The 23,878-nt window shown below is 65.4% G+C and carries 21 protein-coding genes and 1 pseudogene; 8 read left to right on the top strand and 14 right to left on the bottom strand.

Annotated elements, in window-relative coordinates; all coding sequences use genetic code 11:
• The first annotated feature begins 69 nt into the window (after positions 1 to 69).
• Both POM99_RS03135 and POM99_RS03130 read left to right on the top strand, forming a co-directional pair.
• A complete protein-coding gene (locus tag POM99_RS03135) occupies positions 70 to 693 on the top strand; it encodes a pyridoxamine 5'-phosphate oxidase family protein (protein WP_277275340.1) in 624 nt (207 codons plus the stop codon).
• A gap of 3 nt (positions 694 to 696) precedes the next feature.
• A complete protein-coding gene (locus POM99_RS03130; RefSeq protein WP_277275339.1) occupies positions 697 to 1,161 on the top strand; it encodes a nuclear transport factor 2 family protein in 465 nt (154 codons plus the stop codon).
• 88 nt (positions 1,162 to 1,249) lie between these two features.
• On the opposite strand, the gene POM99_RS03125 is transcribed toward POM99_RS03130, so the two are convergent.
• The 10 genes from POM99_RS03125 to POM99_RS03080 all read right to left on the bottom strand — a co-directional run bounded on the left by POM99_RS03125 (position 1,250) and on the right by POM99_RS03080 (position 12,398).
• Positions 1,250 to 2,161 carry a LysR substrate-binding domain-containing protein gene (locus POM99_RS03125; RefSeq protein WP_277275338.1) on the bottom strand — a complete coding sequence of 304 codons (912 nt, stop codon included), beginning with the start codon at positions 2,159 to 2,161 and terminating at the stop codon, positions 1,250 to 1,252.
• 87 nt (positions 2,162 to 2,248) lie between these two features.
• Positions 2,249 to 3,658 (bottom strand): amidohydrolase family protein, encoded by a 1,410-nt coding sequence (locus tag POM99_RS03120; protein ID WP_277275337.1) that lies wholly within the window; start codon positions 3,656 to 3,658, stop codon positions 2,249 to 2,251.
• Between the two features lie 27 nt (positions 3,659 to 3,685).
• Positions 3,686 to 5,272, bottom strand: a complete 1,587-nt coding sequence (gene mhpA / locus POM99_RS03115; protein WP_277275336.1) for a bifunctional 3-(3-hydroxy-phenyl)propionate/3-hydroxycinnamic acid hydroxylase MhpA — start codon at positions 5,270 to 5,272, stop codon at positions 3,686 to 3,688.
• 26 nt (positions 5,273 to 5,298) lie between these two features.
• Complete coding sequence (locus POM99_RS03110; protein WP_277275335.1) at positions 5,299 to 6,357, bottom strand: Rieske 2Fe-2S domain-containing protein; 1,059 nt, start codon at positions 6,355 to 6,357, stop codon at positions 5,299 to 5,301.
• A 46-nt stretch (positions 6,358 to 6,403) separates the two neighbouring features.
• Positions 6,404 to 6,913 carry a cupin domain-containing protein gene (locus tag POM99_RS03105; RefSeq protein WP_277275334.1) on the bottom strand — a complete coding sequence of 170 codons (510 nt, stop codon included), beginning with the start codon at positions 6,911 to 6,913 and terminating at the stop codon, positions 6,404 to 6,406.
• Positions 6,914 to 7,852: a 3,5-dioxohexanoate:acetyl-CoA acetone transferase gene (kce, locus tag POM99_RS03100; protein ID WP_277275333.1), complete on the bottom strand. Its 939-nt coding sequence runs from the start codon at positions 7,850 to 7,852 to the stop codon at positions 6,914 to 6,916.
• A 2-nt stretch (positions 7,853 to 7,854) separates the two neighbouring features.
• Positions 7,855 to 8,409 (bottom strand): VOC family protein, encoded by a 555-nt coding sequence (locus tag POM99_RS03095; protein WP_277275332.1) that lies wholly within the window; start codon positions 8,407 to 8,409, stop codon positions 7,855 to 7,857.
• A 67-nt stretch (positions 8,410 to 8,476) separates the two neighbouring features.
• Positions 8,477 to 9,328 carry a fumarylacetoacetate hydrolase family protein gene (locus POM99_RS03090; protein WP_277275331.1) on the bottom strand — a complete coding sequence of 284 codons (852 nt, stop codon included), beginning with the start codon at positions 9,326 to 9,328 and terminating at the stop codon, positions 8,477 to 8,479.
• A gap of 28 nt (positions 9,329 to 9,356) precedes the next feature.
• Positions 9,357 to 11,603, bottom strand: a complete 2,247-nt coding sequence (locus POM99_RS03085) for a TonB-dependent receptor (protein WP_277275330.1) — start codon at positions 11,601 to 11,603, stop codon at positions 9,357 to 9,359.
• A 513-nt stretch (positions 11,604 to 12,116) separates the two neighbouring features.
• Entirely contained in the window at positions 12,117 to 12,398 is a 282-nt protein-coding gene (locus POM99_RS03080) for a hypothetical protein (RefSeq protein ID WP_277275329.1), read from the bottom strand.
• 502 nt (positions 12,399 to 12,900) lie between these two features.
• On the opposite strand from POM99_RS03080, the gene POM99_RS03075 reads away from it, so the two are divergent.
• The 4 genes and pseudogenes from POM99_RS03075 to POM99_RS03060 all read left to right on the top strand — a co-directional run bounded on the left by POM99_RS03075 (position 12,901) and on the right by POM99_RS03060 (position 17,470).
• Positions 12,901 to 13,722: a thioesterase family protein gene (locus POM99_RS03075; RefSeq protein WP_277275328.1), complete on the top strand. Its 822-nt coding sequence runs from the start codon at positions 12,901 to 12,903 to the stop codon at positions 13,720 to 13,722.
• Positions 13,723 to 13,732: 10 nt separating this feature from the next.
• On the top strand, positions 13,733 to 14,977 hold the full coding sequence (locus POM99_RS03070) for a serine hydrolase domain-containing protein (RefSeq protein WP_277275327.1): 1,245 nt from the start codon (positions 13,733 to 13,735) through the stop codon (positions 14,975 to 14,977).
• 71 nt (positions 14,978 to 15,048) lie between these two features.
• Positions 15,049 to 16,254 (top strand): annotated as a pseudogene (locus tag POM99_RS03065) (3-hydroxyacyl-CoA dehydrogenase); the annotation flags it as partial.
• Positions 16,255 to 16,294: 40 nt separating this feature from the next.
• Positions 16,295 to 17,470 (top strand): acetyl-CoA C-acyltransferase, encoded by a 1,176-nt coding sequence (locus POM99_RS03060; protein ID WP_277275326.1) that lies wholly within the window; start codon positions 16,295 to 16,297, stop codon positions 17,468 to 17,470.
• Between the two features lie 54 nt (positions 17,471 to 17,524).
• Here the strand turns inward: POM99_RS03060 and POM99_RS03055 are convergent, their stop codons facing one another.
• Positions 17,525 to 19,114: a calcium-binding protein gene (locus POM99_RS03055; protein WP_277275325.1), complete on the bottom strand. Its 1,590-nt coding sequence runs from the start codon at positions 19,112 to 19,114 to the stop codon at positions 17,525 to 17,527.
• Between the two features lie 162 nt (positions 19,115 to 19,276).
• On the opposite strand from POM99_RS03055, the gene POM99_RS03050 reads away from it, so the two are divergent.
• Complete coding sequence (locus POM99_RS03050; RefSeq protein ID WP_277275324.1) at positions 19,277 to 20,029, top strand: hypothetical protein; 753 nt, start codon at positions 19,277 to 19,279, stop codon at positions 20,027 to 20,029.
• On the opposite strand, the gene POM99_RS03045 is transcribed toward POM99_RS03050, so the two are convergent.
• The gene (locus POM99_RS03045; protein WP_277275323.1) at positions 20,026 to 20,451 is read right to left on the bottom strand and encodes a DUF983 domain-containing protein; all 426 of its coding nucleotides are present in this window, start codon (positions 20,449 to 20,451) and stop codon (positions 20,026 to 20,028) included. The genes POM99_RS03050 and POM99_RS03045 overlap by 4 nt on opposite strands.
• Before the next feature lie 17 nt (positions 20,452 to 20,468).
• Positions 20,469 to 21,863: a ribosome biogenesis GTPase Der gene (gene der / locus POM99_RS03040; RefSeq protein ID WP_277275322.1), complete on the bottom strand. Its 1,395-nt coding sequence runs from the start codon at positions 21,861 to 21,863 to the stop codon at positions 20,469 to 20,471.
• Positions 21,864 to 21,995: 132 nt separating this feature from the next.
• Here der and POM99_RS03035 point away from each other — a divergent pair, with 132 nt between their 5' ends.
• Entirely contained in the window at positions 21,996 to 22,790 is a 795-nt protein-coding gene (locus tag POM99_RS03035; protein WP_277275321.1) for a CHAP domain-containing protein, read from the top strand.
• 121 nt (positions 22,791 to 22,911) lie between these two features.
• Here the strand turns inward: POM99_RS03035 and mmsB are convergent, their stop codons facing one another.
• Complete coding sequence (gene mmsB, locus POM99_RS03030; protein ID WP_277275320.1) at positions 22,912 to 23,781, bottom strand: 3-hydroxyisobutyrate dehydrogenase; 870 nt, start codon at positions 23,779 to 23,781, stop codon at positions 22,912 to 22,914.
• Positions 23,782 to 23,878: the final 97 nt, after the last annotated feature.

The raw sequence follows: 23,878 nt of genomic DNA, 5'->3' as shown, positions 1-23,878 counted from the left end.
GGGCGGCGGGCGCCACCCCTCACCCGGCGTCCGCCGTTGTCCGCCTCACCGCTTCGAAAGACCGTTGCCATGGAACCTTCCAGCGACATTGCCTTCACCCCGTCAGTCAAGGCGTTCCAGTCCGCGCGTGGGTCGCGCGAAAGCTATGCCCGCATCGAACAGCGCGGCGGATTCCGCACCGCGATCACCGCCGATCTGGCCGAATTCATCGCGGGGATCGACACGGCTTACCTCGCAACCGCCACGGCGGAAGGGCAACCCTATGCCCAGCACCGCGGCGGCCCGCCCGGGTTCATCCAGGTGCTGGATGACCATACGCTCGGGTTTGCCGACTTCACGGGCAATCGCCAGTACCTGACCACGGGCAACCTTGCGGAGAATGACAAGGCGTTCCTGTTTCTGATGGACTATGCCCACCGACGCCGGATCAAGCTGTGGGGCCGCGCGCAGGTCGTGACTGACGACACCCTGGTCGAGCGGCTGATGCCGGCAGGCTATCCCGCCCGGCCCGAGCAGGCCATTCTGTTCACCGTTATAGCGTGGGACATCAACTGCCCGCAGCACATCCCTCGCAAGCTCGATGCGGGCGACGTAGCCACCGCCACTGCCGCGCTGGAAGCAAGGATTGCCGCGCTGGAGGCAGAGAACGCCGCACTGCGCGCCCGGTTCGAAAGGCCGGATCGAAAGGATTGAATCATGAGCCGCCCACCCCTGCCGCCCTTCACCGACGAATCTGCCGCGCTAAAGGCCCGCGCCGCCGAAGATGCGTGGAACAGCCGTGATCCAGCCCGCGTCGCGCTCGCCTACACGCCCGGCAGTCACTGGCGCAACAGAGCCGAATTCATCACGGGCCGCCCGGAAATCGAGGCGTTCCTCAGCCGCAAGTGGATGCGCGAACTGGACTATCGCCTGATCAAGGAGGTCTGGGCCCATGCCGGCAACCGCATCGCCGTGCGGTTCGTTTACGAATATCACGATGACAGTGGCACCTGGTTCCGCGCCCACGGCAACGAGAACTGGGAGTTCGACGCAGCGGGCCTGATGGAGCGGCGTTACGCCAGCATCAATGAACATCCGATCGCCGAAAGCGAGCGCCTGTTCCGCTGGGCCTTGGGCCCGCGCCCCCAAGACCACCCGGGCCTATCCGAAATTGGCCTGTAACCTTTGCCGTTCCCGAACCGATCCGGGCCATTCCCCGGCAAACGCTTTGATGGCGAATTTAGATCGACACTGCGGTTGTCAGCCTGTTCTAGGTCCGGCGTCCCGCCAGATAGTGCCCAACCTGCCGCCGGAAGGAGTCCGCAAGGGCTTCGGCAACCGGGGTCAGCGGTGCGCCGACCTGATACATCAGGCAGGTCGCAGGCCCTTCGATGGTCTCCTTGACCGGGAATTCGACCAGAAGCCCGCGCGTTATCGCCGCCTCTGCCCATTGGCGCGGCAGGAACGTGATGGCATCGGACCCATCGAGCAGGGCCATCAGCGCGATCAGCGATTCACATTGGATCAATGCGGGCGGCGGCTTGAAGCCGTAATCCCGGAATATCTCGTAGAATTCATGATAGCGCGGGCCAACCGCTCCGGTCAGCACCCAGGGAGCGTCGAGCAGTTCGCCCAACGAGGTGGCGTTCGCCAGCGGATGTCCGCGCCGGCCGATCACCCGCCGGCTGTTGTCGAACAGTTTTTCCGTGGCGAAGTCTTCGGCAAGGTCCGCCGCCGGCTTGGGTCCTATGGCGAAATCCAGCACGCCATCGCGCAGCCCGCGCAGCATGTTGGAGAAAGTCCCCTCCTGCACCGAGACCGAGGCATCCGGATAGGACTTGCGGAAGTCGGCCAAGGCGGCCGAAAGAAACATCAGCGCGACAACGCTCGATGTTGCGATGCTCACATTGCCGCCCGCACTGCCCTTTAGCTGCAGAACCTCATTCCGGCCCCGCTCGATCTGGTGCAGCGCCGCTTCGGCCCGGACCAGAAAGGCCTCGCCAAAGCTGTTGATCGCCACGCCCCTGCGGCTGCGATCGAACAGCGTCGATCCAAGCTCCTGTTCAAGACTGCGCAAACTCTTGGTCAGGGCTGGCTGGGTAAGCCCCAGTTCGCGCGCGGCCGCGCGGATGCCCCCGGCGCGGGCAATCGTGATGAAATCCCTCAGGTGATGCAGCTTCACGGCCGCTTGCGCCTCAAATCACGTTTCCTGCGACCGTAGTGGCGGAGCGGCAATTGCCGGTCAACCGACGCAGCCGATCCCGGCTGTTCACGTGTCGGCTGACAGGCGCTCGCTCCAGCGTTCCACTTCGTGCGACAGGTCCCGGTCGATGGTGCCGGCAGGGCGTTTGCTGTTGAGGTGGGCATGCGATGCCGCAATCTCGGTCACCAGCCGGTCCATGTCGATGCCGACCAGCTTCCCGTGCCGCTTGCGCACCACGCCGTCGATCATCACCGTATCGACGTTGCTCGGCCGCCCGTTCAGCACGATCGCCGATATCGGATCATAGACCGGCGCAAGGTTGAGATCGCGCGCGTTGATCAGCGTGATATCGGCGCGCTTGCCGGGGCGCAGGCTGCCGACGAGGTGATCGATGCCCATCGCCCGGGCGCCGTTGATCGTGGCCCAGCGGAAGACGTCGCGCACGGGCAGGGTCTGGTCGATAACGGCGTCATAGGTTGCGGCGCGCGGTGCGTTGATCTGCTGGCGCGCGGTCACCATCGCGAGGCGCATGGTCGCGAACATGTCGGCAGACATGCACGAGACCGTATCCGTGCCCAGCGAGACGGGCACTCCTGCCGCAACTGCCTCGATATAGTTCACCGGCCGCGGAATGCCCATGTACAGCTCGGTATCGGGCGAGCTGGAGAAGTGGGCGCCCACCTCCTGCATCATCACGAAGTCGTTGAAGCCGAATTCGTTGCAATGCGACAGGATCGCCAGATCGTTGATCAGGCCCTTGCGCAGCAGCTTGTAGATGCCGCGCGTGATCGGTGCCCTGCCGTTGCCGCAGTGGGTATGGCCGGTCCACTTCAGGTCAAGGTCCAGCGCGCTGCGGATCTCCAGCTCGGTCAGCTCTTCGGGCAGCAGGCCCTGCTCTGTCGTCGAAACGCCCATGCGCAGCAGGCCGTCGTTGCTGCCGAACTGGGACTTCAGGATGCGGCGGGCATCGCTGAGCCGGTCCTCATGGCGGGTGAAAGCCTCGCTTTCATAGACCGGACAGTATCCATAGGCCCACACGCCGCGAATGCCGGCCTCGCGCACGCCATCCAGCGCTGCATCAGCGTGATCGGGGGAAACGACGCAGTGGGCATGGTCGAGCACACTGGTCGTGCCCGCATCGATCAGCTCGATTGCCGAGGCATAGCTGCCGATTGCAACGTCGCGGGGCCGGTAGGCGGCGATGTAATTCTGGCGCACCAGCGCAAAGTAGCCGAGCAGCGTGAGATCGCCGCACACGCCGCGCAGGGCCGCCTGCCACAAGTGCTTGTGGGCATCGACGAAGCCGGGAATTGCGATCATTCCGTCCGCATCGATGATCTCGGCCCCTTCGGGGACTTCAAGATCCTTGCCGAGAGCCGTAATCCGGCCATCCTCGATCAGGATCGACCCATCACGAATGTCTCCCAGATCGTCCTCGTTGGTGACGATCCAGGCGTTCTGGATGAGCGTTTTCATAATCCGTCTCCCACATCCGGCACCTGTTCAGGCCGGATGCCTTTCTGTTTGCAGCAGCGACAGTTTCGCGGCCAGACCCTGAACCAGTGCTGGCAGTTCGGCTTCGTTTCGGACAAGGCCGTAGACATAGTGATCGGGCCGCACGATCGCGGCGACCGCGCCCGTCCGCGCGAACCAGTCGGCTATCAGGGTGTCCGCTTCGGCAAGGTCCAGCACCCCTCCACCATCGCCCCCGGTTCCCTTGCCGATCCTGACGACCGCCATGCCGACGGGACGGTCGAGGCGATGCAGCGCGGCATCGCTAACCGCAGGGCTGGCGATCAGGCGGAAGCCCGTGCCGGTCGCCTCGTCCATCAGGCGGCCATCGGCCAGGCGCGGCTGGGGAAAGAGCGATCCCACCACCGTGCTGTCCGAAGCGGCCACCGCGCCCCGGTCGAGCCGTGGCATCATGTCCTCGCGATAGGCGGTTTTCACCGCGCCACCCATTTCGGCGATGAGCAGCGCATCGCGTTTGCGCGCCGCGCCAACGTCGCGCTCGCAGATGAACTTGCCCAGCCCCTTGATGATCGTGGTCAGCTTCCGCACATGCTCGGCGCGCTCGGCGCCATAGCTGTCGAGCAGCGCCTCGCTGGCCGCACCTTTCAGCACCAGATCGAGCTTCCATGCGAGGTTGGCCGCATCGCGAACGCCCTGGCACATGCCCTGCCCCAGGAAGGGGGGCTGCTGGTGCGCGCTGTCACCGGCCAGGAGAACGTGCCCCTTGCGCCATTCGTGGGCGACCAGCGCATGGAAGCGATAGGTCGCGCTGCGCCACAGGCGCGCCTCCGACGGATCGATCCAGCGGGCGAGGTGCCGCCACACGCCTTCTTCGCTGGCAGCTTCGGCCGGGTCTTCATCCGGCAGCAGCATGATCTCCCAGCGGCGGTGGTTCCCCACGCCGACGACATGGGTGCTGGGGCGCGCAGGCTCGCAATATTGCACGTTGACTGCCGGCAGGCGGGCCATGGCGGCTTCGTCATCGACCAGAATGTCCACCACCAGCCACGGCTCGTCAAAACCGAGATCGTCGAGCCTGATGCCCATCAGCCTGCGCACGGTGCTGTTGGCGCCATCGCACCCGACAACGAAGCGCGCGCGCAGGGCCTCGGGGCCGGCCTCCGTTTCCGTGCGGACCACCGCGCCATCGGCATCCTGCTCGATGGCGACCACTTCATGCCCCAGGCGCAGCGTGGTCGATGCAGCGGCTTCGGCCCGGTTGCGCAGGATTTCCTCAACCGGCGGCTGCAGCAGCGAAAGGTTGGGGGCATAGCCGTGCGGATAGGGCGGCGGCGCGGTGTCGAGCCGCTTGATCACTTCTCCGTCCACGCCCAGGTATTCCGATGCCGGATAGGGCCTGACGTGGGGCAGCACCTGCTCCACGACGCCGATCTGCTGGAAGATCCGCATGACTTCGTGATCGACATGGATGGCGCGGGGCTTGTCGTACACGCCGGCAAGCCGGTCGACGATCACCACGCTGTGCCCCGATCGCGCCAGCAGGTTGGCCAGCGTGGCTCCGGTCGGGCCAAACCCCACGATGCAAACGTCAAAGCAGTTCACTTCAAAGCAATTCATTTCGGGCAGGCTCCTTGGGCCAGGGATCAGGGGGTCTGGGTTTGTCGGGCGCTGGCACCGGCCTGTTCGCGGGCGATCATGGACTTGAGCAGCCTGCGGGCGCGCACCGCACCGCCATCGCCGGGAAGGATCAGCGGGCGCAGCGCCCAGAAGTCTTCCCCGCCCATGTTGGCGTGGGCGGCCTCGATGATGGGCGCGTCTTCGTGCTCGAACGGGTAGCGCAGGGCTTCACGCCCCTGAAGCGCCATCTCCTCGGCGTTCTCCATGCTGCGCGGAAAGGCCAGCGCCCAGAAGTACATCGTGCGGTTTTCGCTGATCGGCGTGAACAGGTGGGCCGAGCACCAGTCGATGCCGTCCTCGCGCGGGCGGCCGCTTTCCACGCCGCCGGTCCACAGCGCGATGACGGCGGGCGCATTCCACCGCGCATCGAGCCAGCGGTCGACCCGCTTGCCCGCCGGGATGTTGAAGGCCTGGCGGATGAACTCCGGCGGATCGTCATTGTAGATCATCCGGCGCGACCACACCGTCTCGCCATCCTGCCGGCACTCGATCGCCCCAGCCCGCACCGCCTCGCTCGAGAACATCGGGTGCAGGAACTCGATGTGGCTGAGGTCCATGATGTTGTCGCTCTCGAGCTCGTAGTGGCAGGCGACCTCGGTCACGCCGGTGCCAACCGCCCAGGTCTCGGGCTCGAGGAAGGCGATCTCGGGGACCAGCGCCGGATCGGCCAGTGCCGGATCGCCGAACCAGATCCAGATCGCGCTGAACCGTTCGGTGGCGGGGAACGAGCGCACGCCCGCGCCCTTGGGAACCTCACCCTGCGGGTTCTGCACGCACTGGCCCCGGCTGTCGAACCGCAGGCCGTGATAGGCGCATTCGATCGCCGCGCCGCCATCGCACAGCTTGCCCATCGAAAGCGGGACAAAGCGGTGCGGACAGCGGTTGGCCAGCGCCACGGGCGCGCCATCCTGAGAACGGTACAGAACCAGCCGTTCGCCCAGCAGCGTGCGGTCAAGCAGCTGGCCTTGCGCAAGCTCGCTGGCCCATGCCGCGACGTACCAGGTGTTACGCAGAACGTTATCCATCGACTGTCCCTCTCCTGTCTGGCCTCTCTCCGGTCTGGACGGGAAGCTACCCGAGCGGCTGGGCGTCGATAAGGACAAAGGCCACGCGCGCGGGTTCGTCGGACCGGTTCTGCCAGTCATGGTTGGTGCCGCGCTGGATCATCGTGTCGCCCGGCTTCATCAGCACCTCGCCTTCGTCCACCACGCCCCAGATTTCCCCCGAAAGCACGATCGCGAAATCGACCGAGCGGGTGCGATGGAACATCGAGCGATCGTCGACCGTGGGGTCCTTGTGGTGGCGGTCGGGCGGAAATTCCACGACACGGAAGGTCAGCGTGCCCGGCGCAGGCTGGAGCGCCGGCGGATTGGGCACGGTATCTTCAGGGCCGGAATTGTCCGCCGGCACCGCAGTGGTCCAAAGCTCGGTCCAGCCGAAATCGGTGCGGTCCTTGATCGAATGGACGTGCGGGCAGGCCTCGTCGCTCAGGATCACCGCGCGCCCGGCGTCATCATGCCCGGTCACGATGCGACGGATCGGGGCGACATTCGGTTTAACCTTCGAAGCAGTAATGGCCATTTAGCGTGACTCCGTGATGGATGGTGCCCCCTTCAGGGCCAGCCGCTGCCGCGCCTCGGCAGGCGTGGCGATCTCGAGCGAGAGTTCGCCCAGGATGCGCGCCATCTTGGCGACCTGATCGGCGTTGCTCTTCGCCAGTTCGCCGCGGCCGAGGTAGAGATTGTCCTCCAGCCCTACCCGCACGTTCGCCCCCATCGCCGCGCCGATAGTCAGCAGCGGCATCTGGTGGCGTCCCGCGCCAAGGATGGACCATTCGTAGCTCTCGCGCCCGAACAGGCGGTCGGCGGTGTTGCGGATGACCGCCATGTTTTCAGGGTCCGGCCCCATCCCGCCCAGGATGCCGAAGATCGACTGGACAAAGAACGGCGGCTTGATCAGCCCTTCGTCAAGAAAGTGGGCCAGATTGTAGAGGTGCCCCAGGTCATAGCATTCGAACTCGAACCGCGTGCCCCGCCCTTCGCCCAGCTCGATCAGGATGCGCCGGATGTCGCGGAAGGTGTTGCGGAAGATGATGTCCTCCGTCCCTTCGACATAGGGCTGCTCCCACGGATGCACCCACTGCTTGATCTTGCGCGCGGCGGGATGGATCGAAAAGTTCATCGACCCCATGTTGAGCGAGGCCATTTCCGGGCCGAACTGCATCGGAAACGCCAGCCGCTGCTCCAGCGTCATGCTCGTGCTGCCGCCGCTGGTGATGTTGATCACCGCGTCGGTCCGTTCGCGGATGGCCGGTACGATCATCTCGAAATGCGCAGGATCGGCCGATGGACGGCCATCGTCGGGATGGCGCGCGTGCAGGTGCAGGATCGCCGCACCGGCGTCTGCGGCTGCAACCGCCTGTTCGATGATGGCCTCGGGCGTGACCGGAAGGTGCGGTGACATGGTCGGCGTGTGGATCGCGCCGGTGACCGCGCACGAGATGATGACGCTCCTCGCCACGGTCAGGCATCCCCTCCGGCAGGGATCGCCTGCTGCATCCGCGCGATCCACTCATTGCGCGTGGAAGAGCCCGCGCGGCTGCTGCACAGGTCCTCAGTTTCCTGCAGGATCACCTGCACCGGCTTGGTCAGGTCAAGGTCGCCCCGGCACGGCTGCGGCGTGTGCCAATCGGAATCCGCAAACAGCTCGATCGGATTGCCTTCAGGATCATGGGTATAGATCGACCAGGCGTTGCCATGGTTGATCTGCATGAAATCGTCATGCCCCTCTGCCGAAAGCCGCTCGAAGCAGAGCCGCAGGTTGTCGAGCGATCCGACATTGAACGAAATCTGGTTGATCGGGTTCTCGCCGGCGGCGTCGCGGCGCCCTTCGGTCAGCACGAACTGGTGATGGTCCGATGGAGACTTGGTCAGGAAGACGATGCGGTTGCCGTTGAACCGGGTGCCGCGATCGCTGACGGTGAAGCCGAAGGTATCGACATAGAACCGCTCCATCGCGTCGAGATCGACGACGTTGATGCCGAAGTGTTCGAGGCGCGAAGGTGGAAGTAGGGCCATGATATGCCTCCTGGTTTGGCAGCCTGAAGTGACGGACTGAATCGACTGGCTCTGCCAGCGCGCCCGATCAGGCCGCTTCGTTCACAACGGGATTGGAAAGGACGCCGATCTGCGAGATCTCGACGTCGACGCGGTCACCCTGCTTGAGGAAGACCGGGGGATCACGAAACAGCCCGACGCCGGACGGCGTGCCCGTCACCAGGATGTCGCCCGGCAGCCAGTCGATGGCCTGCGAAACATAGGCGATCAGCTCGGGTATCGAAAAAATCAAGTCACTGATCCCGACGCGCTGGACCTCTTCCCCATTGAGCCTGGTGGTCAATTCAAGCGCTTGCGGATCCGGAATTTCGTCTGCCGTCACCAGCCATGGGCCGATGGCGCCGGTCGCCCGGAAATTCTTGCCCATGCCATAAAGGTGGCTGTGCTTCTGCCAGTCACGCACGCTCGCTTCATTGAAGCAGCAATAGCCGGCGACATGCTCCAGCGCGCGCTCGGCCGGGATGTGTCCGCCGCGCTTGCCCAGCACCACCGCCAGTTCGCCTTCGTAATCGAACTTGTCGGAAACGATCGGCTTCAGGATCGGCGCACCATGGGCGACCAGCGTCTGCGCATGGCGGTGGAACACCACGGGCTTGGCCGGCAGCGGCTTGCCCACCTCTTCGGCATGGCCGCGATAGTTGAGGCCCAGGCAGATGATCTTGGCGGGATCCGGGATCACGGGCAAAAGCTCGCAATCGCCGATCGCGAAGTCGGCGGCGGCACCGGCGGCGAAGGCGCGCGCCTCCGCCACGCCATCGGCCGCCAGCAGTTCCCGCAGCGTGCGGGCACCGCCCATCCGCCCGGTCAGGTCGACGATGCCGTCATCGCGCTGGCAACCGAACCGGTCGTCGCCCTTGGCCCGGAAGGAAATGAGACGCATTTCGGGGTATTCCTCGGCTTGAGAACGATCAGAAGTGCGCGCTGAGGCGCGCGCCATAGGTCCGGGGCGCGCCGATGTTGGCGGCGAACAGGCCCGGGATGAACGTGGTCGCGACGCCGCCGGTGTAGTAGACCGACTTTGTCAGGTTGCGCCCGAACAGACCCACCGTCAGCCTGCTGTCGGGCGTGGTGTAGGAAATGTTCGCGTCCACCACCGCGTAGGCGTCATCCCGCTGGGCCGCGACGAAATCGATGCCGATCCAGCGCGCACTGCTGTACTTCACCGATGCCCCGGCGTTGACCGAGCCACCATCGGCCAGCAGGAATTCGTGATCGTAGCCTGCGGTAAAGGTCCACTTCGGCACACGGGCAACCTGGAAGCCGCTGCAATCGGCGGTGGTAAGCCCGCCCGGTCCGGTCGACGTGGTGGGGCAGCCGGTGCTTCCGGCAAGGAACAGCGGCGTCGGCGTGCTCACAAGGAACCGGTCATACTTCGAATGGGCATATTCGCCCGAGAAGTTGAAGGTTCCGCCGGTCCACGGCTTGGCGATGATGTCGAGCGTGGCGCCATAGATCGTCGCGTCGCCCGAATTGAACGTGATGAAGTTCACCCCGAAAGCGTCGAACGCGGCCCGCGCGTCCTGCAGGTTCTTGTACTTCCAGTGATAGGCCGAAACGTTGATCTGCAGCTTGTTGTCGAGGAAGCGGTTCTTGATGCCCACCTCGGCGGAGTTGAGCTTTTCCGGACGGAACGTCGCAATCGCCGGTGTCGGCGTCTGATTCAGGCCGCCCGCCTTGAAGCCGGTGCTGTAGGTTGCATAAAGCATGCTCTGCGGGGCCAGATCGTATTCGAAGCCGGCCTTGAAGGTGGTCCCGTCGAAGCTGCCGGTGGGAGAGTAGGCGGACAGCAGTGCTGCCGGCGTCAGGTTGCTGATCGTGCCGGAAACGCTTGCCTTTTCATGGGTGTAGCGCGCACCGGCGATCAGCCTGAACCCCGGCGCAAGGCCAAGGGTTGCCTGGCCGAACGCGGCATAGGCATCGGTCTTGGGCTTGAACGCGATCCGCTGGTTCAGCAGCACCGCGCCGCCGAAGAACGGCACCGGTACGTCGCCGGGGGTGATGTCGTAGAAGCCGTCCTGCGTTTCATGGAAGTAGTAGCCGCCGATCACCCACGTCAGGTTGCCCGTCTTGTTGCCAAGGCGCGCCTCGAGCGAGGTCTGGCTCGACGACTTGTCCATCCGGTAGCGCGCGCCAAGGTCGTAGGTCAGGTAGTCGATATCGGAATGCCGATAGGCCGGCAGCAGCGTCAGCGTGGCAAAGCCCAGCCGCAGGTCAACCTGCGCGCTTAGGTTGTAATACTGGTTGTCCTGGTATCCGTCGTTGCGATCCGTGTTGGTGAACGGTGCCAGCCCCGATCCCGGAAAGCTGTGCTTGTAGGCCTGGGCTGCGGGTTCGGTGATGGATTCATACGGATCGGCACCGGGGCGCCGGGGCCGCCAGGTGGCGTTCCCGCCCCGACCGCCGGTGTGGGCATAGTCTGCATTGAGCACGATGGTCAGGTTTTCGTTGGGCTCGGTCTTGAAGCGGATGCGCGCGGCCTGCTGCTTGTCGTCAAAGGTTCCGTCCGAAAGATAGCCATCGCGCTGCACCACGTTGAACGCGGCGCGCAGCGCGGAATGCTCGCCTATCGGCAGGTTGATCGCGCCCGAGGCATGGGCCAGCGAATAATTTCCGCCTTCGAGGTTGAGATCCATGCTCCTTTCGCCGATGCGCGGATCGTTGGTGACAAGGTTGATAGAGCCGCCATTGGCATTGCGGCCATAGAGCGTGCCCTGCGGCCCCTTCAGCACCTCGATGCGCGCGATGTCATAGAAATTGCCGGCAACGCTGTCCGGGCGGCCGACATAGACGCCATCGACATTGAAGGCGACGCCGGGCGATTGCAGCGGGATATAGGCAAAGCTGCCCACGCCGCGGACGTAGATCTGCGAATTGGCCCCCGCTACGCCGATCTCGACGCCGGTCGTCAGCTTGGTCAGGTCACCCGCGGCCGAGACACCGGCCTTCTCCAGCGCTTCACCGCCGACAACCTGGATCGACAGGGCCGAACGCTGCGTGCTCTGCTCGCGCCGCTCGGCGGTGACGACGATATCGGCAATGCCCGTGCTGTCCGTGCTGGCCGATGTTTCGGCCGCCGTCGTCTGGGCATGGGCCGGTGCGATCATGCAAAGTGTGCCGATGGCCGACGCCATCAGGGCGACGCGAAAATGCTGCATTGTCCACTCCCCAGTTTTCTTTTGCTGAGAGGGATTTCGCAGTGTTCGGCATATCAAAAAAGATGGCAGTTTAGCCCGAGTGATTACTATCAGTAATCAGATCTCCCTCTTGAGCCCTGGCCGGGCAAGGCCTTTCCTGGCCAGGGCCGCCTCCCGCCAGGCTGAGGCGCCAGGATCACCGCCACCGCAGTGCCGGGCTGAGGAAAGATGCGCATTTTGCGCCAGTTCCACTTCGCCGCGCGTCACCGTGCGCGGGCGTGCAGACGGGCGCTCTCGGCGGCGCCGGCGATGACGGCCGGAGCGTTGGAAGCCGTAAGTTGAGAACGACTGAGAGGGGGTTGAGAACGACTGAGAGCGACTGAGCGCGGTTGAGAGGGGGCTGGCCGCCCTGAACCGTCGCCTCTTCCAGCACCTGCGTGCCGACAACCGCGACTATCCGAACCCCAAACGGAAAGGCCCGCCATCGGGGGATGGCGGGCCTTCGACGTGGCGATAATAGCTGGCGTCAGCCGATCAGCTGCCCGGCGAGTCATCACCGCTGGTGGCGATCACAACCGTGGTGCCGACACCGACCAGGACAAGACCGGCGATCGCGGCCGGGCTGAGGCTGCTGGTTTCACCTTCAAGCGCGGCGGACGAACGCGACAGGCGCGAAGCCTTGGCCGAAGCCTTGATCGCAGCGGCCTTCTTGACCGGCAGGGTAAGCGAGGAACGGGTCTGGGCAGCCTGGGCTGTGGTCGCAAGACCCAGCGCAAGTACCGCAGCGCCGGCGGCGAGCGATTTGATGAAGTTCATTGGTTAATCTCCAAGGCACGGCGTACGGTTATTACGTAGTATAGATCGGAAATGGAGACAACCTGATATCGCCATTGCGAAACACCCTTTTTGCAGGTGCGAATCCCGTTTTGCGACGCGCTTCCGCGGTCATTCCGAGAACCAGAACAGGCAAGAAAACCCCGCCATTTCGCCGACAATTCTGTTACGTTGCGGCACCTTGGCAATGATTAATCTGTTTTGGACTAAAATTGAGGTTAGGCAGGAATCGTCATATTGGCCGAATTGGTTCGAGAACTGGCCGCCAATGCCCGTCCCCAGCCTGCCCGGTCATGCGCGAAGCCCCTGCTTCCAACGCACATGCAATATGGCCCGGTGATGGTTTGACAGGTTGCCGCTACGGCAAGCAAGTGCTTGGGAAATGAGCCTTGCGCTCCGCCGCAGAGCGCTTCACCAAACGGTCAGTCCGAAGAAACGGTGAGGATTCGCGCCCGGCGATCCGGGGTGTTGTGTGGGAGAGGCAATGAACTCGGCAGAAGCATCTGGCGACACGGCATCTGCGGAGGCGAGGAGCCTGGCTGCGTTGGCGCAATCGCTCCAGCCCGCGGACGGGGGCCTTGCACTTGCTGGCGCCAGCGGGTGGATGCAGGGGCGCACGATGTATGGCGGGGCGTCCTCTTTCCTTGCCTATAGCGCGGCGCGCGCGCTGCTGCCCGGACTGCCGCCGTTGCGCGGGGCGCAGGTGACGTTCGTGGCCCCGGTTGGCGAATCACTGCAGGCGCAGGCCCGGCTGCTGCGTCGCGGGCGCAGCGTGACCCAGGTTGAGACCGATCTGACCTGTGGTGGAGAGCTGGTCCACCGCACCATATGGCTGTTTGGCGAAGGACGGGCGGACAATGGCATCGTGCCGGCGGACGCTTTCGAAGAGCTGACCCCGCCGGACGAATGTGCCGAAGTGGCCTTTGGCGCGCATACGCCAGCGTTCACCGCGCGCTTCGAGGTGCGGCATGCGGGCCCGCGCGAGGAGAGCCGGCCCGCCACGATCCGCCGCTGGGTGCGCCTGCGCGAACGCGACGGGCTGGACCCGATGGCAGAACTGGTCGCCGTGGGCGACATGCTGCCGCCCGGCGCGATGCGGGCGATGGAACGGCTGGGCCCGATCAGTTCGATCAACTGGGCTTTTACCGTCCTGGGCGAAGCACCCGGGACACGGGATGGCTGGTGGCTGCTGGAAACGTCATCGAACCAGATGGCGGGCGGCTTCAGCAGCGAGACGCTGCGCCTGTGGAACGCCGATGGCATTGAAATGATGCGGGGGCTGCAGTCCGTGGCAGTGTTCGGGTGAGCGCGAGAGGATGACTCTGCACCTTTCCGACCCCCTGAGCCTGGGCTTCGTTGCTGACCGGCTGGACCGCCTCACCGCCGTGCTGGAGCGCGAGCATGTGGCCAGCGGGCACATACCCGGCTTTGCCATGATGGTGGCGCGTGACGGGCAAGCCGTGTGGACGGGCGCAGCGGGCAAGGCGCGCGAGGGGGGCATGCCCTTTGCCACCGACACGATCTGCCGCATCGCATCGATGACCAAGCCGATGGTCTCGCTGGCGTTCATGATGCTGGTGGAGGAAGGCCGGATCGCGCTGTCGGACCCGGTGACGAAAGTGATCCCGGAGTTCGCGAACCTGGGCGTCTATGCCGGCGGCGGCGGCGGGGATGCGCCGTTCGAGACGGTGCCGGCGGGCGCGCCGATGCGGATGGTGGACCTGCTGACCCACATGTCGGGCCTGACATATGGCATACAGGGCCGCACCGTGATTGACGCCGCATACCGCAAGGCGCGGCTGGACGGGCACCCTTCGCTGGACGGGAACGACGCCTTCATCGCGGGGCTGGCGGAGCTGCCGCTGGAATTTTCACCAGGGTCGGTGTTCAACTATTCGGTGGGGGTGGACGTGCTGGGCGTGGTGGTTTCGCGCCTGGCCGGCATGCCGCTGTCCGACGTGCTGCGCACGCGGATCTGGGAGCCGCTGGGCATGGTCGATACCGGGTTCTGGTGCCCGCCCGAAAAGGCCGATCGGCTGGCCGATGCGTGGATGTTCCAGCCCGACGGAACGCTGAAACTGTTCGACGACGCGACGAAATCGGGCAGTCTGCGCGCCCCGCGCTTCGAGAGTGGCGGCGGCGGGCTGCTGTCCACAATCGAGGACTATCACCGCTTCTGCCGCATGCTGGCGGGCGGTGGCGGCGTGGACGGGGTACGGCTGGTGAGCCCGGCGACGCTGCGGCTGATGACCAGCAACCACCTGCCCGGAGGGGCGGACCTGACGCAGGCATCGAGCGGGCTGTTCGGCGATGCGGAGAATGCGGGCACAGGCTTTGGCCTTGGCTTTGCCGTCACGCTCGATCCCGCGAAGACGCTGGTGCCGGGCAGCCGGGGCGAGTTCTTCTGGAGCGGGATCTTTTCCACCCAGTTCCTGGTGGACCCGGTGGAGGGCCTGCACATGGTGTTCATGACGCAGGCATTCCCATCGCTGAACTTCCCGATCCGCCCCCTGCTGAAAACGCTTGTCTATGGCGCGCTGGCCGAGAGCCGCGGCCGATAACGAACCAAGAGGAGAGAGAGATGTCCGACCCCATTCCCGGCGCAAAGGAACATATCGACGCCGCGCGCGCGCTGGCCGCGAAGATCGACGACATTCCGGCAGACGCCCCGCTGATCCCCATCAACAAGGTGGGCACGATCGGCGCGGGCACGATGGGCGGCGGCATCACCATGAACTTCCTGACCGCAGGGATTCCGGTGACGATCGTGGAGATGACGCAGGAAGCGCTGGACCGGGGCGTGGCGACGATCGCGAAGAATTACGAGAACACGGTCAAGCGCGGGAAGATGGATGCTGCGCTGGCCGAGGCGGCGATGGCGCGGCTGAACCCGACGCTGGAGTTCAACGCGCTGGCCGATTGCGACATGGTGATCGAGGCCGTGTACGAGAGCATGGACGTGAAAAAGGACGTGTTCCGCCGGCTGGACGGCATCGTGAAGCAGGGCGCGATCCTGGCCAGCAACACCAGCTATCTCGACGTGGACGAGATCGCCAGCGTGACCGGGCGGCCGCAGGCGGTGCTGGGCACGCACTTTTTCAGCCCGGCCAACGTGATGAAGCTGCTGGAAGTGGTGCGCGGCAAGGCCACCGGGGCCAGCGAACTGGCCACGGTGATGGCGCTGGCAGGCAAGATCGGCAAGGTTCCGGTGGTTTCGGGCGTGTGCTTCGGCTTCATCGGAAACCGCATGCTCAACCCGCGCCAAGTGCAGGCCAACGCGCTGATCATGGAAGGTGCGAACTACTGGGAAGTGGACGAGGCACTGCTGGAGTTCGGCTTTCCCATGGGGCCGTTCCAGATGGCGGACCTGGCCGGGGTGGACATCGGCTGGCACCGCGATCCGGCACGGATCGAGACGCTGCGCGACGATCTGTGCGCGGTGGGCCGCTGGGGGCAGAAGACCAGGAAGGGCTTCTACGATTATGACGAGAACCGCCAGCGGACCCCGGCAGAGGAAACCAAGGCGCTGATCGCCAAATGGGCGGCACAGGAAGGCAAGCCGCAGCGCAGCTTCACCAAGGACGAGCTGCGCGAACGGCTGCTCTATCCGATGATCAACGAAGGCGCGCTGATCCTGGACGAAGGGATCGCCCAGCGCGCGGGTGATATCGATACGGTGTGGCTGAACGGCTATGGCTGGCCGGCATGGACCGGCGGGCCGATGTTCTGGGCCGACCATATCGGGCTGAACACCGTGGTGGAAGGCCTGGAGCGGCACGGGCTGCCCGTGGCCCCGCTGCTGCGCCGCAAGGCCGAGGCGGGCGAGACCTTCAACTGAAGCAGCAGACGCAGGGGAATACCCGGCGAGGAGAGAGCAGATGCGTGATGCCGTAATCGTTTCGGTTGCCCGGACCCCGATCGGGCGGGCCTACAAGGGCGCATTCAATGCCACGCCCGGCGCCACGCTGGGCGCCCTGTCGTTGAAGACGGCGGTGGAGCGCGCCGGGATCGATCCTGGCGAAGTGGACGACGTGCTGTGGGGCGCGGCGTTGCAGCAGGGGGCACAGGCGGGCAACATCGCACGGCAGGTGGCGCTGCGCGCGGGCCTGCCGGTGACGACATCGGGCATGAGCATGGACCGGCAGTGTTCATCCGGCCTGATGACCATCGCCACCGCATCCAAGCAGGTGAGCATCGACCGCATGGACGTGGTGGCCGCAGGGGGACAGGAATCGATCAGCCTGGTCCAGACCAAAGAAATGCGGGTGATGCCCGACAAGAGCCTGATGGCGATGCACCAGGCGATCTACATGCCGATGCTGCAGACGGCCGAGATCGTCGGCCAGCGCTATGGCATCGGCCGCGAAGCCTGCGACGAATATGCCCTGCAATCGCAGCAGCGCACCGCCGCCGCGCAGGCCGCGGGCAAGTTCGATGACGAGATCGTGCCCTGCGACGCCACGATGGGCGTGCAGAACAAGGAAACCGGCGAGATTTCATTCCAGGAGGTTCACCTGGCCAAGGACGAGGGCAACCGCCCTTCGACCACCATCGAGAACCTCCAGGCATTGAAGCCGGTGATCGAAGGTGGCATCGTGACCGCCGGCAACGCCAGCCAGCTTTCCGACGGATCGGCAGCGGTGGTGGTGATGGAGGCGGGCCTTGCCGCCAAGCGGGGCCTGGCCCCGCTGGGCCGCTATGTGGGCATGGCGGTGGCCGGCACCGAGCCCGACGAGATGGGCATCGGCCCGGTTTTCGCCATTCCCAAGCTGCTGCAGCGCTTTGGCCTGAAGATGGATGACATCGGCCTGTGGGAGCTGAACGAGGCCTTTGCCGTGCAGGTGCTCTATTGCCGGGACAGGCTGGGTATCCCCAATGACCTGCTCAACGTGAACGGCGGCTCGATCTCGATCGGCCACCCCTATGGCATGACCGGCGCGCGCTGCACCGCCCATGCCCTGATCGAAGGCAAGCGCCGTGGGGCGAAGCATGTGGTGGTGACGATGTGCGTCGGCGGCGGCATGGGCGCGGCCGGGCTGTTCGAGGTGTTCTGAAAAGATAGGGCTCCGGCGTGATCTGCGCCGGAGCCCTTCCCGATCATCGCCCGGTCAAAGGACCAGATCAGCCGCGCCGAGCGCGTTCACGCCATCAAGCACCACAGCGTATTCCGCATCGGCATCCGCATCGATGCTAGCGAAGAGGGTGTGTGATGCGGCATCGAACCACACCACGCCTTGCCCGGCCCCGGCGGCAGGCGCGCTGTCGCTCCAGGTGAAGGCGTTGTCACCCGGCGCCTTGCTGGGATCGATGCCCGACAGGTCGATCTTGTCCTCGCCAATGGTGAAGTCGGTGATGTGATCGGCCTTGCCCGGTTGCGAGGCCTTTTCGCTGAAGTAGCGGAACGTATCAGCCCCGGCGCCGCCGGTCAGCGTATCGCCACCCGCGCCGCCGCGGATCACGTCGTTGCCGCCACCGCCGATCAGGGTCTGCGCCTTGGGACCGCCGAAGATCTCGTCGGCAAAGGCCGAGCCGATCACGGTCTCGACATTGGCGATCTTGTCCACGCCCGTGCCCGAATTGCCGGAGATGGCATAGGCAAGCCCGACCTTGAGATCGATGCGCAGGCCCGCGGCAGCAGCGGAGTAATCCACCGTGTCGATGCCGTCGCCCCCGCCGAGCTTGTCGTCGCCGCCATCGAGGCCGGCGAGCAGCAGGTCATCGCCCTTGCCGCCCTTCACCTCGTCGTTGCCTGCACCGCCCAGCAGGGTGTCATTCCCGACGCCGCCGTCAAGCTTGTCGCCACCGGCGCCGCCGTCCAGCGTGTCGACGCCATCCCCACCAGCGAGCTTGTCGCTGCCGTCACCGCCGGCGAGGCTGTCGTCACCGGCCTCGCCCTTGAGCGTGTCGTTGCCGGCATCGCCGGACAGGTCGTCATTGCCCGCGCCGCCGGACAGGCCATCGCCGTCAATCCCGCCATGCAGTTCGTCGGCACCATCGCCGCCGTTGATCTTGTCCGATCCGGCCGCGCCATAGAGCACGTCGTCGCCCGCGCCGCCATCGAGCTTGTCCGCCCCGGCAAGGCCGTTGAGATCGTCGTTGCCATCGCCGCCGAACAGCTTGTCTCCGCCGTTGCCGCCATCAAGGATATCGTCGCCGGTGCCGCCATCGAGGACATCGTCACCATCGTCGCCGACCAGCACGTCATCGTCCGCGCCGCCGTCCAGCACGTCGCCACCCGCGCCACCGAACAGGTTGTCGCTGCCCGATCCTCCGTGGAGAATGTCACCGCTGGCGAGGCCGGACAGGTGATCGTCGCCGCCGCTGCCGTTCAGCACGTCCTTGCCGCCGGTGCCATAGATGCTGTCATCGGGCGAGCCGTCACCGTCCTGGTCATCCGGGCCGTCATCGTTGCCTTCGCTGGTGGGGTCGTTGATGACCTTGCCGTCCAGCGTGGTGAAAGTGACGTGATCGAAGTTGTAGAACGATGGATCGTCGCTGGTGCTTGCCGTCGGCAGGAAGGCGCGTTCCTTGACATAGCTGGCGAACGTGGTGGTCAGCACCACTTCACCCGTGGTGGCGTCATAGCCCAGCGTCTGGTTCTTCAGCAGGATATGCTCTTCCTGTTCGCCGTCCTTCACCAGGAACATGCGGATGGGATTGGTGGTCAGGTCAAACTTGAAGATCTGCGGGGTGAACATGGCTGGTCCCTCCAATGGCCTAGGTCAGGCTGCCGGATGGCGGAGCCTTACGCGACGCAGGGGACAGCTTCGCGACGGTGTTTAACGTCCCTGCCCATCTCCGTAACAATCGCGCCGCGCTTGAGACTGGCCTCGCGCAGCGGCGGGGGGTAGAAGGTGAGCATGACCGAGACGATTGGCCGGAGCACCGATGAACGCCCCTTTCCCCAGGAAGGGCGCGAGCGGCTGATCTATCCTTCACCCGTGGGGTGGAAGGGGACGGACTTCGTCGACAACGAGCACGAACTGCTGGCGCGGCTGAACCCGAAAACCGTGTTCATGATGGGCGACAATCCCGCCCTGCCCCGGATGCCGGAACGCCCGCGCCTGCTCGATTTCTTCCGCTGCCGCTTTGGCGATCTGACCGTGCGGCACCTGCTGGTGAGCGGCAAGCGCGCGCTGGACGATGGCCTGCCGGAGGCGGTGGTCATGGCCTGCCTGCTGCACGATCTTTCCAACGGGTGCCTGGTGCGCTGCGACCACGGATACTGGAGTGCGCAGCTGGTGGCGCCCTATGTCAGCGAGGAAGTGGCCTTCGCGATCAAGTACCACCAGGCGCTGCGCTATGTGGCGGACGAAAGCGTGGGCTATGCCTATCCCGACAGCTACCACAAGTTCTTCGGCCCGGATTACCAGGTGCCGGATTACCTGCTGCGCGATGCGGAGTACGCCAGGGGGCACAAGTGGTACATGACCGCGCGGCAGGTGACGCTGTACGACACCTATTTCTTCGATGATTTCCCCGAGGTGGACCCGGCGGTGTTCGAGGACGTGATCGCCCGCAATTTCCGCGAGCCGGAAGAGGGCCTGGGCTTTGACGACAGCCCTGCGTCGCACATGTGGCGCACGATGATCTGGCCGAACAACTTCCTTTAGGAAACGCCCGCTTCCTTCTTCCCGGCATGGCCGGCAAAGCCGTGGAGGCCCAGCCACCATTGCAGGCCGATGATGGCGCCCTTGGCCGGTTGCAGCAGCGCGATCAGCAGCACCAGCGCCATTGCCGCCACGACCAGCATCATCGCCCACATCGGCAGCGCTTCATGCAGGCCAAGCGCGATGATGACCGGGGCCATGATGTGGCCGGTCAGCAGGATGGAGACATAGGGCGGGAAATCGTCGGCACTGTGCAGTGTCCAGTTCTGGCCGCACATCCGGCAGCGCTCCACCGGCTTGAGAAAGCGCGCGAACAGGTGGGTGCCGCCGCAGCGCGGGCACTGCCCCCGCACCCCGCGCCACAATGCCGCGCCCAGCGAGTGCGGCAGCGCGGTGGGGGCGATGGGAATGGCGCTGTCGGGCATGGCCGGAAGTACCTCGATCAATCCTTGGCGAAGGGGTTCTTCGCGCTGCGCAGGTTCAGGCGGATCGGCACCGCATCGAAACCCAGTTCGCGACGGATGCCGTTGATCAGGTACCGGCGGTAGCTTTCCGGCAGCAGTTCAAGCCGCGTGCCGAACAGCACGAACGTGGGCGGGCGGCTGCGCGCCTGGGTGATGTAGCGCAGCTTGATCCGCTTGCCGCCCGGCGCCGGCGGCGGGTTGGCGGCCAGCGCATCATCGAACCAGCGGTTGAGGCCCGAGGTGGGCACGCGCTTGCTCCACGCCTCACGCAGTTCGAACGCGGCCTTCAGCAGATCGTCCAGCCCCTTGCCGGTGCGGCCCGAGATGGCGATCAGCGGCACGCCGCGCACCTGCGCCAGTCCATCGTCGAGCGCGCGGCGCACGCCCTGAAACAGGCCTGAGGGATCCTCGGCCACATCCCACTTGTTGATCGCGATCATCAGGGCGCGGCCTTCCTCAAGCACCATCGACGCGATCTTGAGATCCTGGTGCTCCAGCCCGCGCGTGGCATCCAGCACCAGCACCACGACTTCTGCGAAATCGATGGCATGGCGGGCGTCGGCGACAGAGAGCTTCTCAAGCTTGTCGACCACCTGCGCTTTCTTGCGCATGCCCGCCGTGTCGATCAGGCGCACGGGACGATAGCCTTCGCGGGTCGGATCGAACCACTGCCAGTCGATGGCGATGGAATCGCGGGTGATGCCTGCCTCCGGCCCGGTGAGCAGACGGTTTTCGCCCAGCAGCTTGTTGATCAGGGTGGACTTGCCCGCGTTGGGGCGGCCGACGATGGCGAGCTTGAGGATCGATTCGGGATCGAACTCTTCCTCGTCACCTGCGGGCTCGGCTTCGTCCTCGTCCTCGCCCTGCGCGGATTCGATGTGCGGGCGCAGCGCCTCGAACAGGTCGGCCAAGCCCTGCCCGTGTTCGGCCGAGAAGGCGACCGGTTCGCCGAAGCCGAGCGCGAAGGCGTCGTAGATGCCGGGATCGCCCTGCCGCCCTTCGGCCTTGTTGGCCATCAGCACGATCGGTACGCGGCTCTGGCGCAGGTAGCGGGCGATTTCCTCGTCCAGCGGGGTCACCCCGGCGCGCGCATCGATCACGAACAGCGCCACGTCCGCGCCGATCAGCGATGCCTCGGTCTGCTGGCGCATGCGGCCTGGCAGCGTATCGGGATCAAGATCTTCCCAGCCGGCGGTATCAACGATGGTGAAGTCCAGCCCCAGCAGGCTGGCATCGCCAAAGCGGCGATCACGCGTGACGCCGGGCTGATCGTCCACCAGCGCCAGCTTCTTTCCCACCAGCCGGTTGAACAGGGTGGATTTGCCCACGTTGGGGCGGCCGATGATGATCACTTGCGGAAGATTGGCGGACATGGCGGAAGCCGTGGCGCTTTGCGGGCCGAAACGCAAGCTTTGCTGCCAATCCCAAACTCCGGCAAATCCATTACGCGCTATTAACTATGGTGCATTCCCGCTCCTTAACCATCCATCGGGCATGTCCGCTGCATGCGGAGGTGGACCCTCAATCTTATCGGGCTGGGCCTGTGCGCCACGGGGCTGCTGGCCCCGTCGGGCGGCTGGGCGCGGCCGACAGTTCTGGACGCAGCGGACCTCTCGCAGGGGATTTCGGCCGGCGACGACGGCCTGCCCTACCTGCAATGCGTGCCCTATGCCCGGCAGGTGAGCGGCATCCAGCTTTATGGTGACGCGCTGACCTGGTGGGACAAGGCCGAGGGCCGCTATGCCCGTGGCAGCCGCCCGCGCGTGGGCGCTGTGATGAGCTTCCGCCCCTATGGCCGGATGGAACTGGGGCATGTGGCGGCAGTGAGCCGGGTGATCGATTCGCGCACCGTGCTGCTGCGCCACGCCAACTGGTCACCCATCGACGGGCGGCGCGGGCAGATCGAGAACGACGTGCGGGCGGTGGATGTTTCCCCCGCCAACGACTGGAGCGAAGTGCGCGTGTGGTATGCGCCGCTGGGCGGCCTTGGCACCACGCACTGGCCGGTCAACGGCTTCATCTACAACCGCCCGGCCGAACGCAACGAGCGGCTGAGCGTGCCGGCATCGGCCCAGAAGCCCGCAACGCCGCCGGCAGTGAAGCTGGCGGCAAAGCCTGCGCCATCGCGCATCGGCGCGGACTTCCTTGACGGCATCGTGCCCGAGGTGAAGGCGGGCACGCCGCGCAAGGCGGCGCGCATGGACATCGCCTATGAATCAGCGCGGGTGACGAAGGAACCCAATGGCGGTGCCTTCCGCAACGACCCCATCGGCCGCATCATCGCCAGCCGGATGCGCTGACCGACCGCGGCACCGGCCCACTCCCCCGGACCGGGCATCCCTACGGAGTGGGATTTGGGTGGCCGGGCCGGGGGAGCGGGCCGGTGCCGCAATCCTTGGGCAGATGCCCAGGGCGCACCAATCACAGTGTCTCGTAGATCGCGCCGAAATCCTTGCCGCCGCCGCCAGCCTCGACAAAGGCTTCATAGATCGCCTTGGCGTGCTCGCCCATCGGCACGTTCGCGCCTGCAGAGGCTGCGCCTTCCATGGCGAGCTTCAGGTCCTTGAGCATCAGCGCCGCAGCGAAGCCGCCGGCATAGCCGTTGTCTGCCGGGCTGGTGGCGCCCACGCCCGGAGCCGGGGTATAGTCGTTGAGGGACCAGCAGTAGCCGGTCGACTTCGACGAGATCTCATAGAACTTCTGCGGATCGAGCCCCGCCTTTTCGGCCAGCGCCAGCGCCTCGCACGTGCCGATCATGTGGATCGCCAGCAGCATGTTGTTGCACATCTTGGCAACCTGCCCCGCGCCGATCTCGCCCGCGTGGATCACAGCCTTGGCCATCGGCTCCAGCACCGCCTTGGCGCGTTCGAACGTCGCGGCGGAACCGCCGACCATGAACGTGAGCGTACCGCCGTTGGCCGCGGCGATGCCGCCCGAAACCGGCGCATCGACCATGTCATGGCCCGCCGCCACAGCCAGCGCGGCAACCTCGCGCGCGGTGGCGACATCGATGGTCGAGCAATCGAGGAACAGCGCGCCCTTCGGCGCCTTGCCGATCACGTCGGCGGTGTAGACTCTCTTCACGATGGCGCCGTTGGGCAGCATGGTGACGACTGCATCGGCCCCCGCCACCGCTTCGGGCACGGTGGTGAAGGTCTTGCAGCCATTCTCGCCCGCCCTGGCCAGCGCGTCTGCCGAAAGGTCGAAGGCTTGAACCTCGTGCCCGGCCTTCACCAGGTTCGCGGCCATGCCGCCGCCCATGTTGCCAAGGCCGATAAATGCGATCTTCATAACAAACGCCCCTCCCGCTTGCGGGAGGGGCCGGGGGTAGGCCTTCTCCCGATGTGCTGGGCGGAAACAACCCACCCCTAACCCCTCCAGCAAGCGG

The organism is Novosphingobium cyanobacteriorum, assembly GCF_029436685.1.
Taxonomy (GTDB): domain Bacteria; phylum Pseudomonadota; class Alphaproteobacteria; order Sphingomonadales; family Sphingomonadaceae; genus Novosphingobium; species Novosphingobium cyanobacteriorum.
The sequence above is the reverse complement of the archived record's forward strand: the minus strand, read 5'-3'. Positions and strand labels throughout refer to the sequence as shown.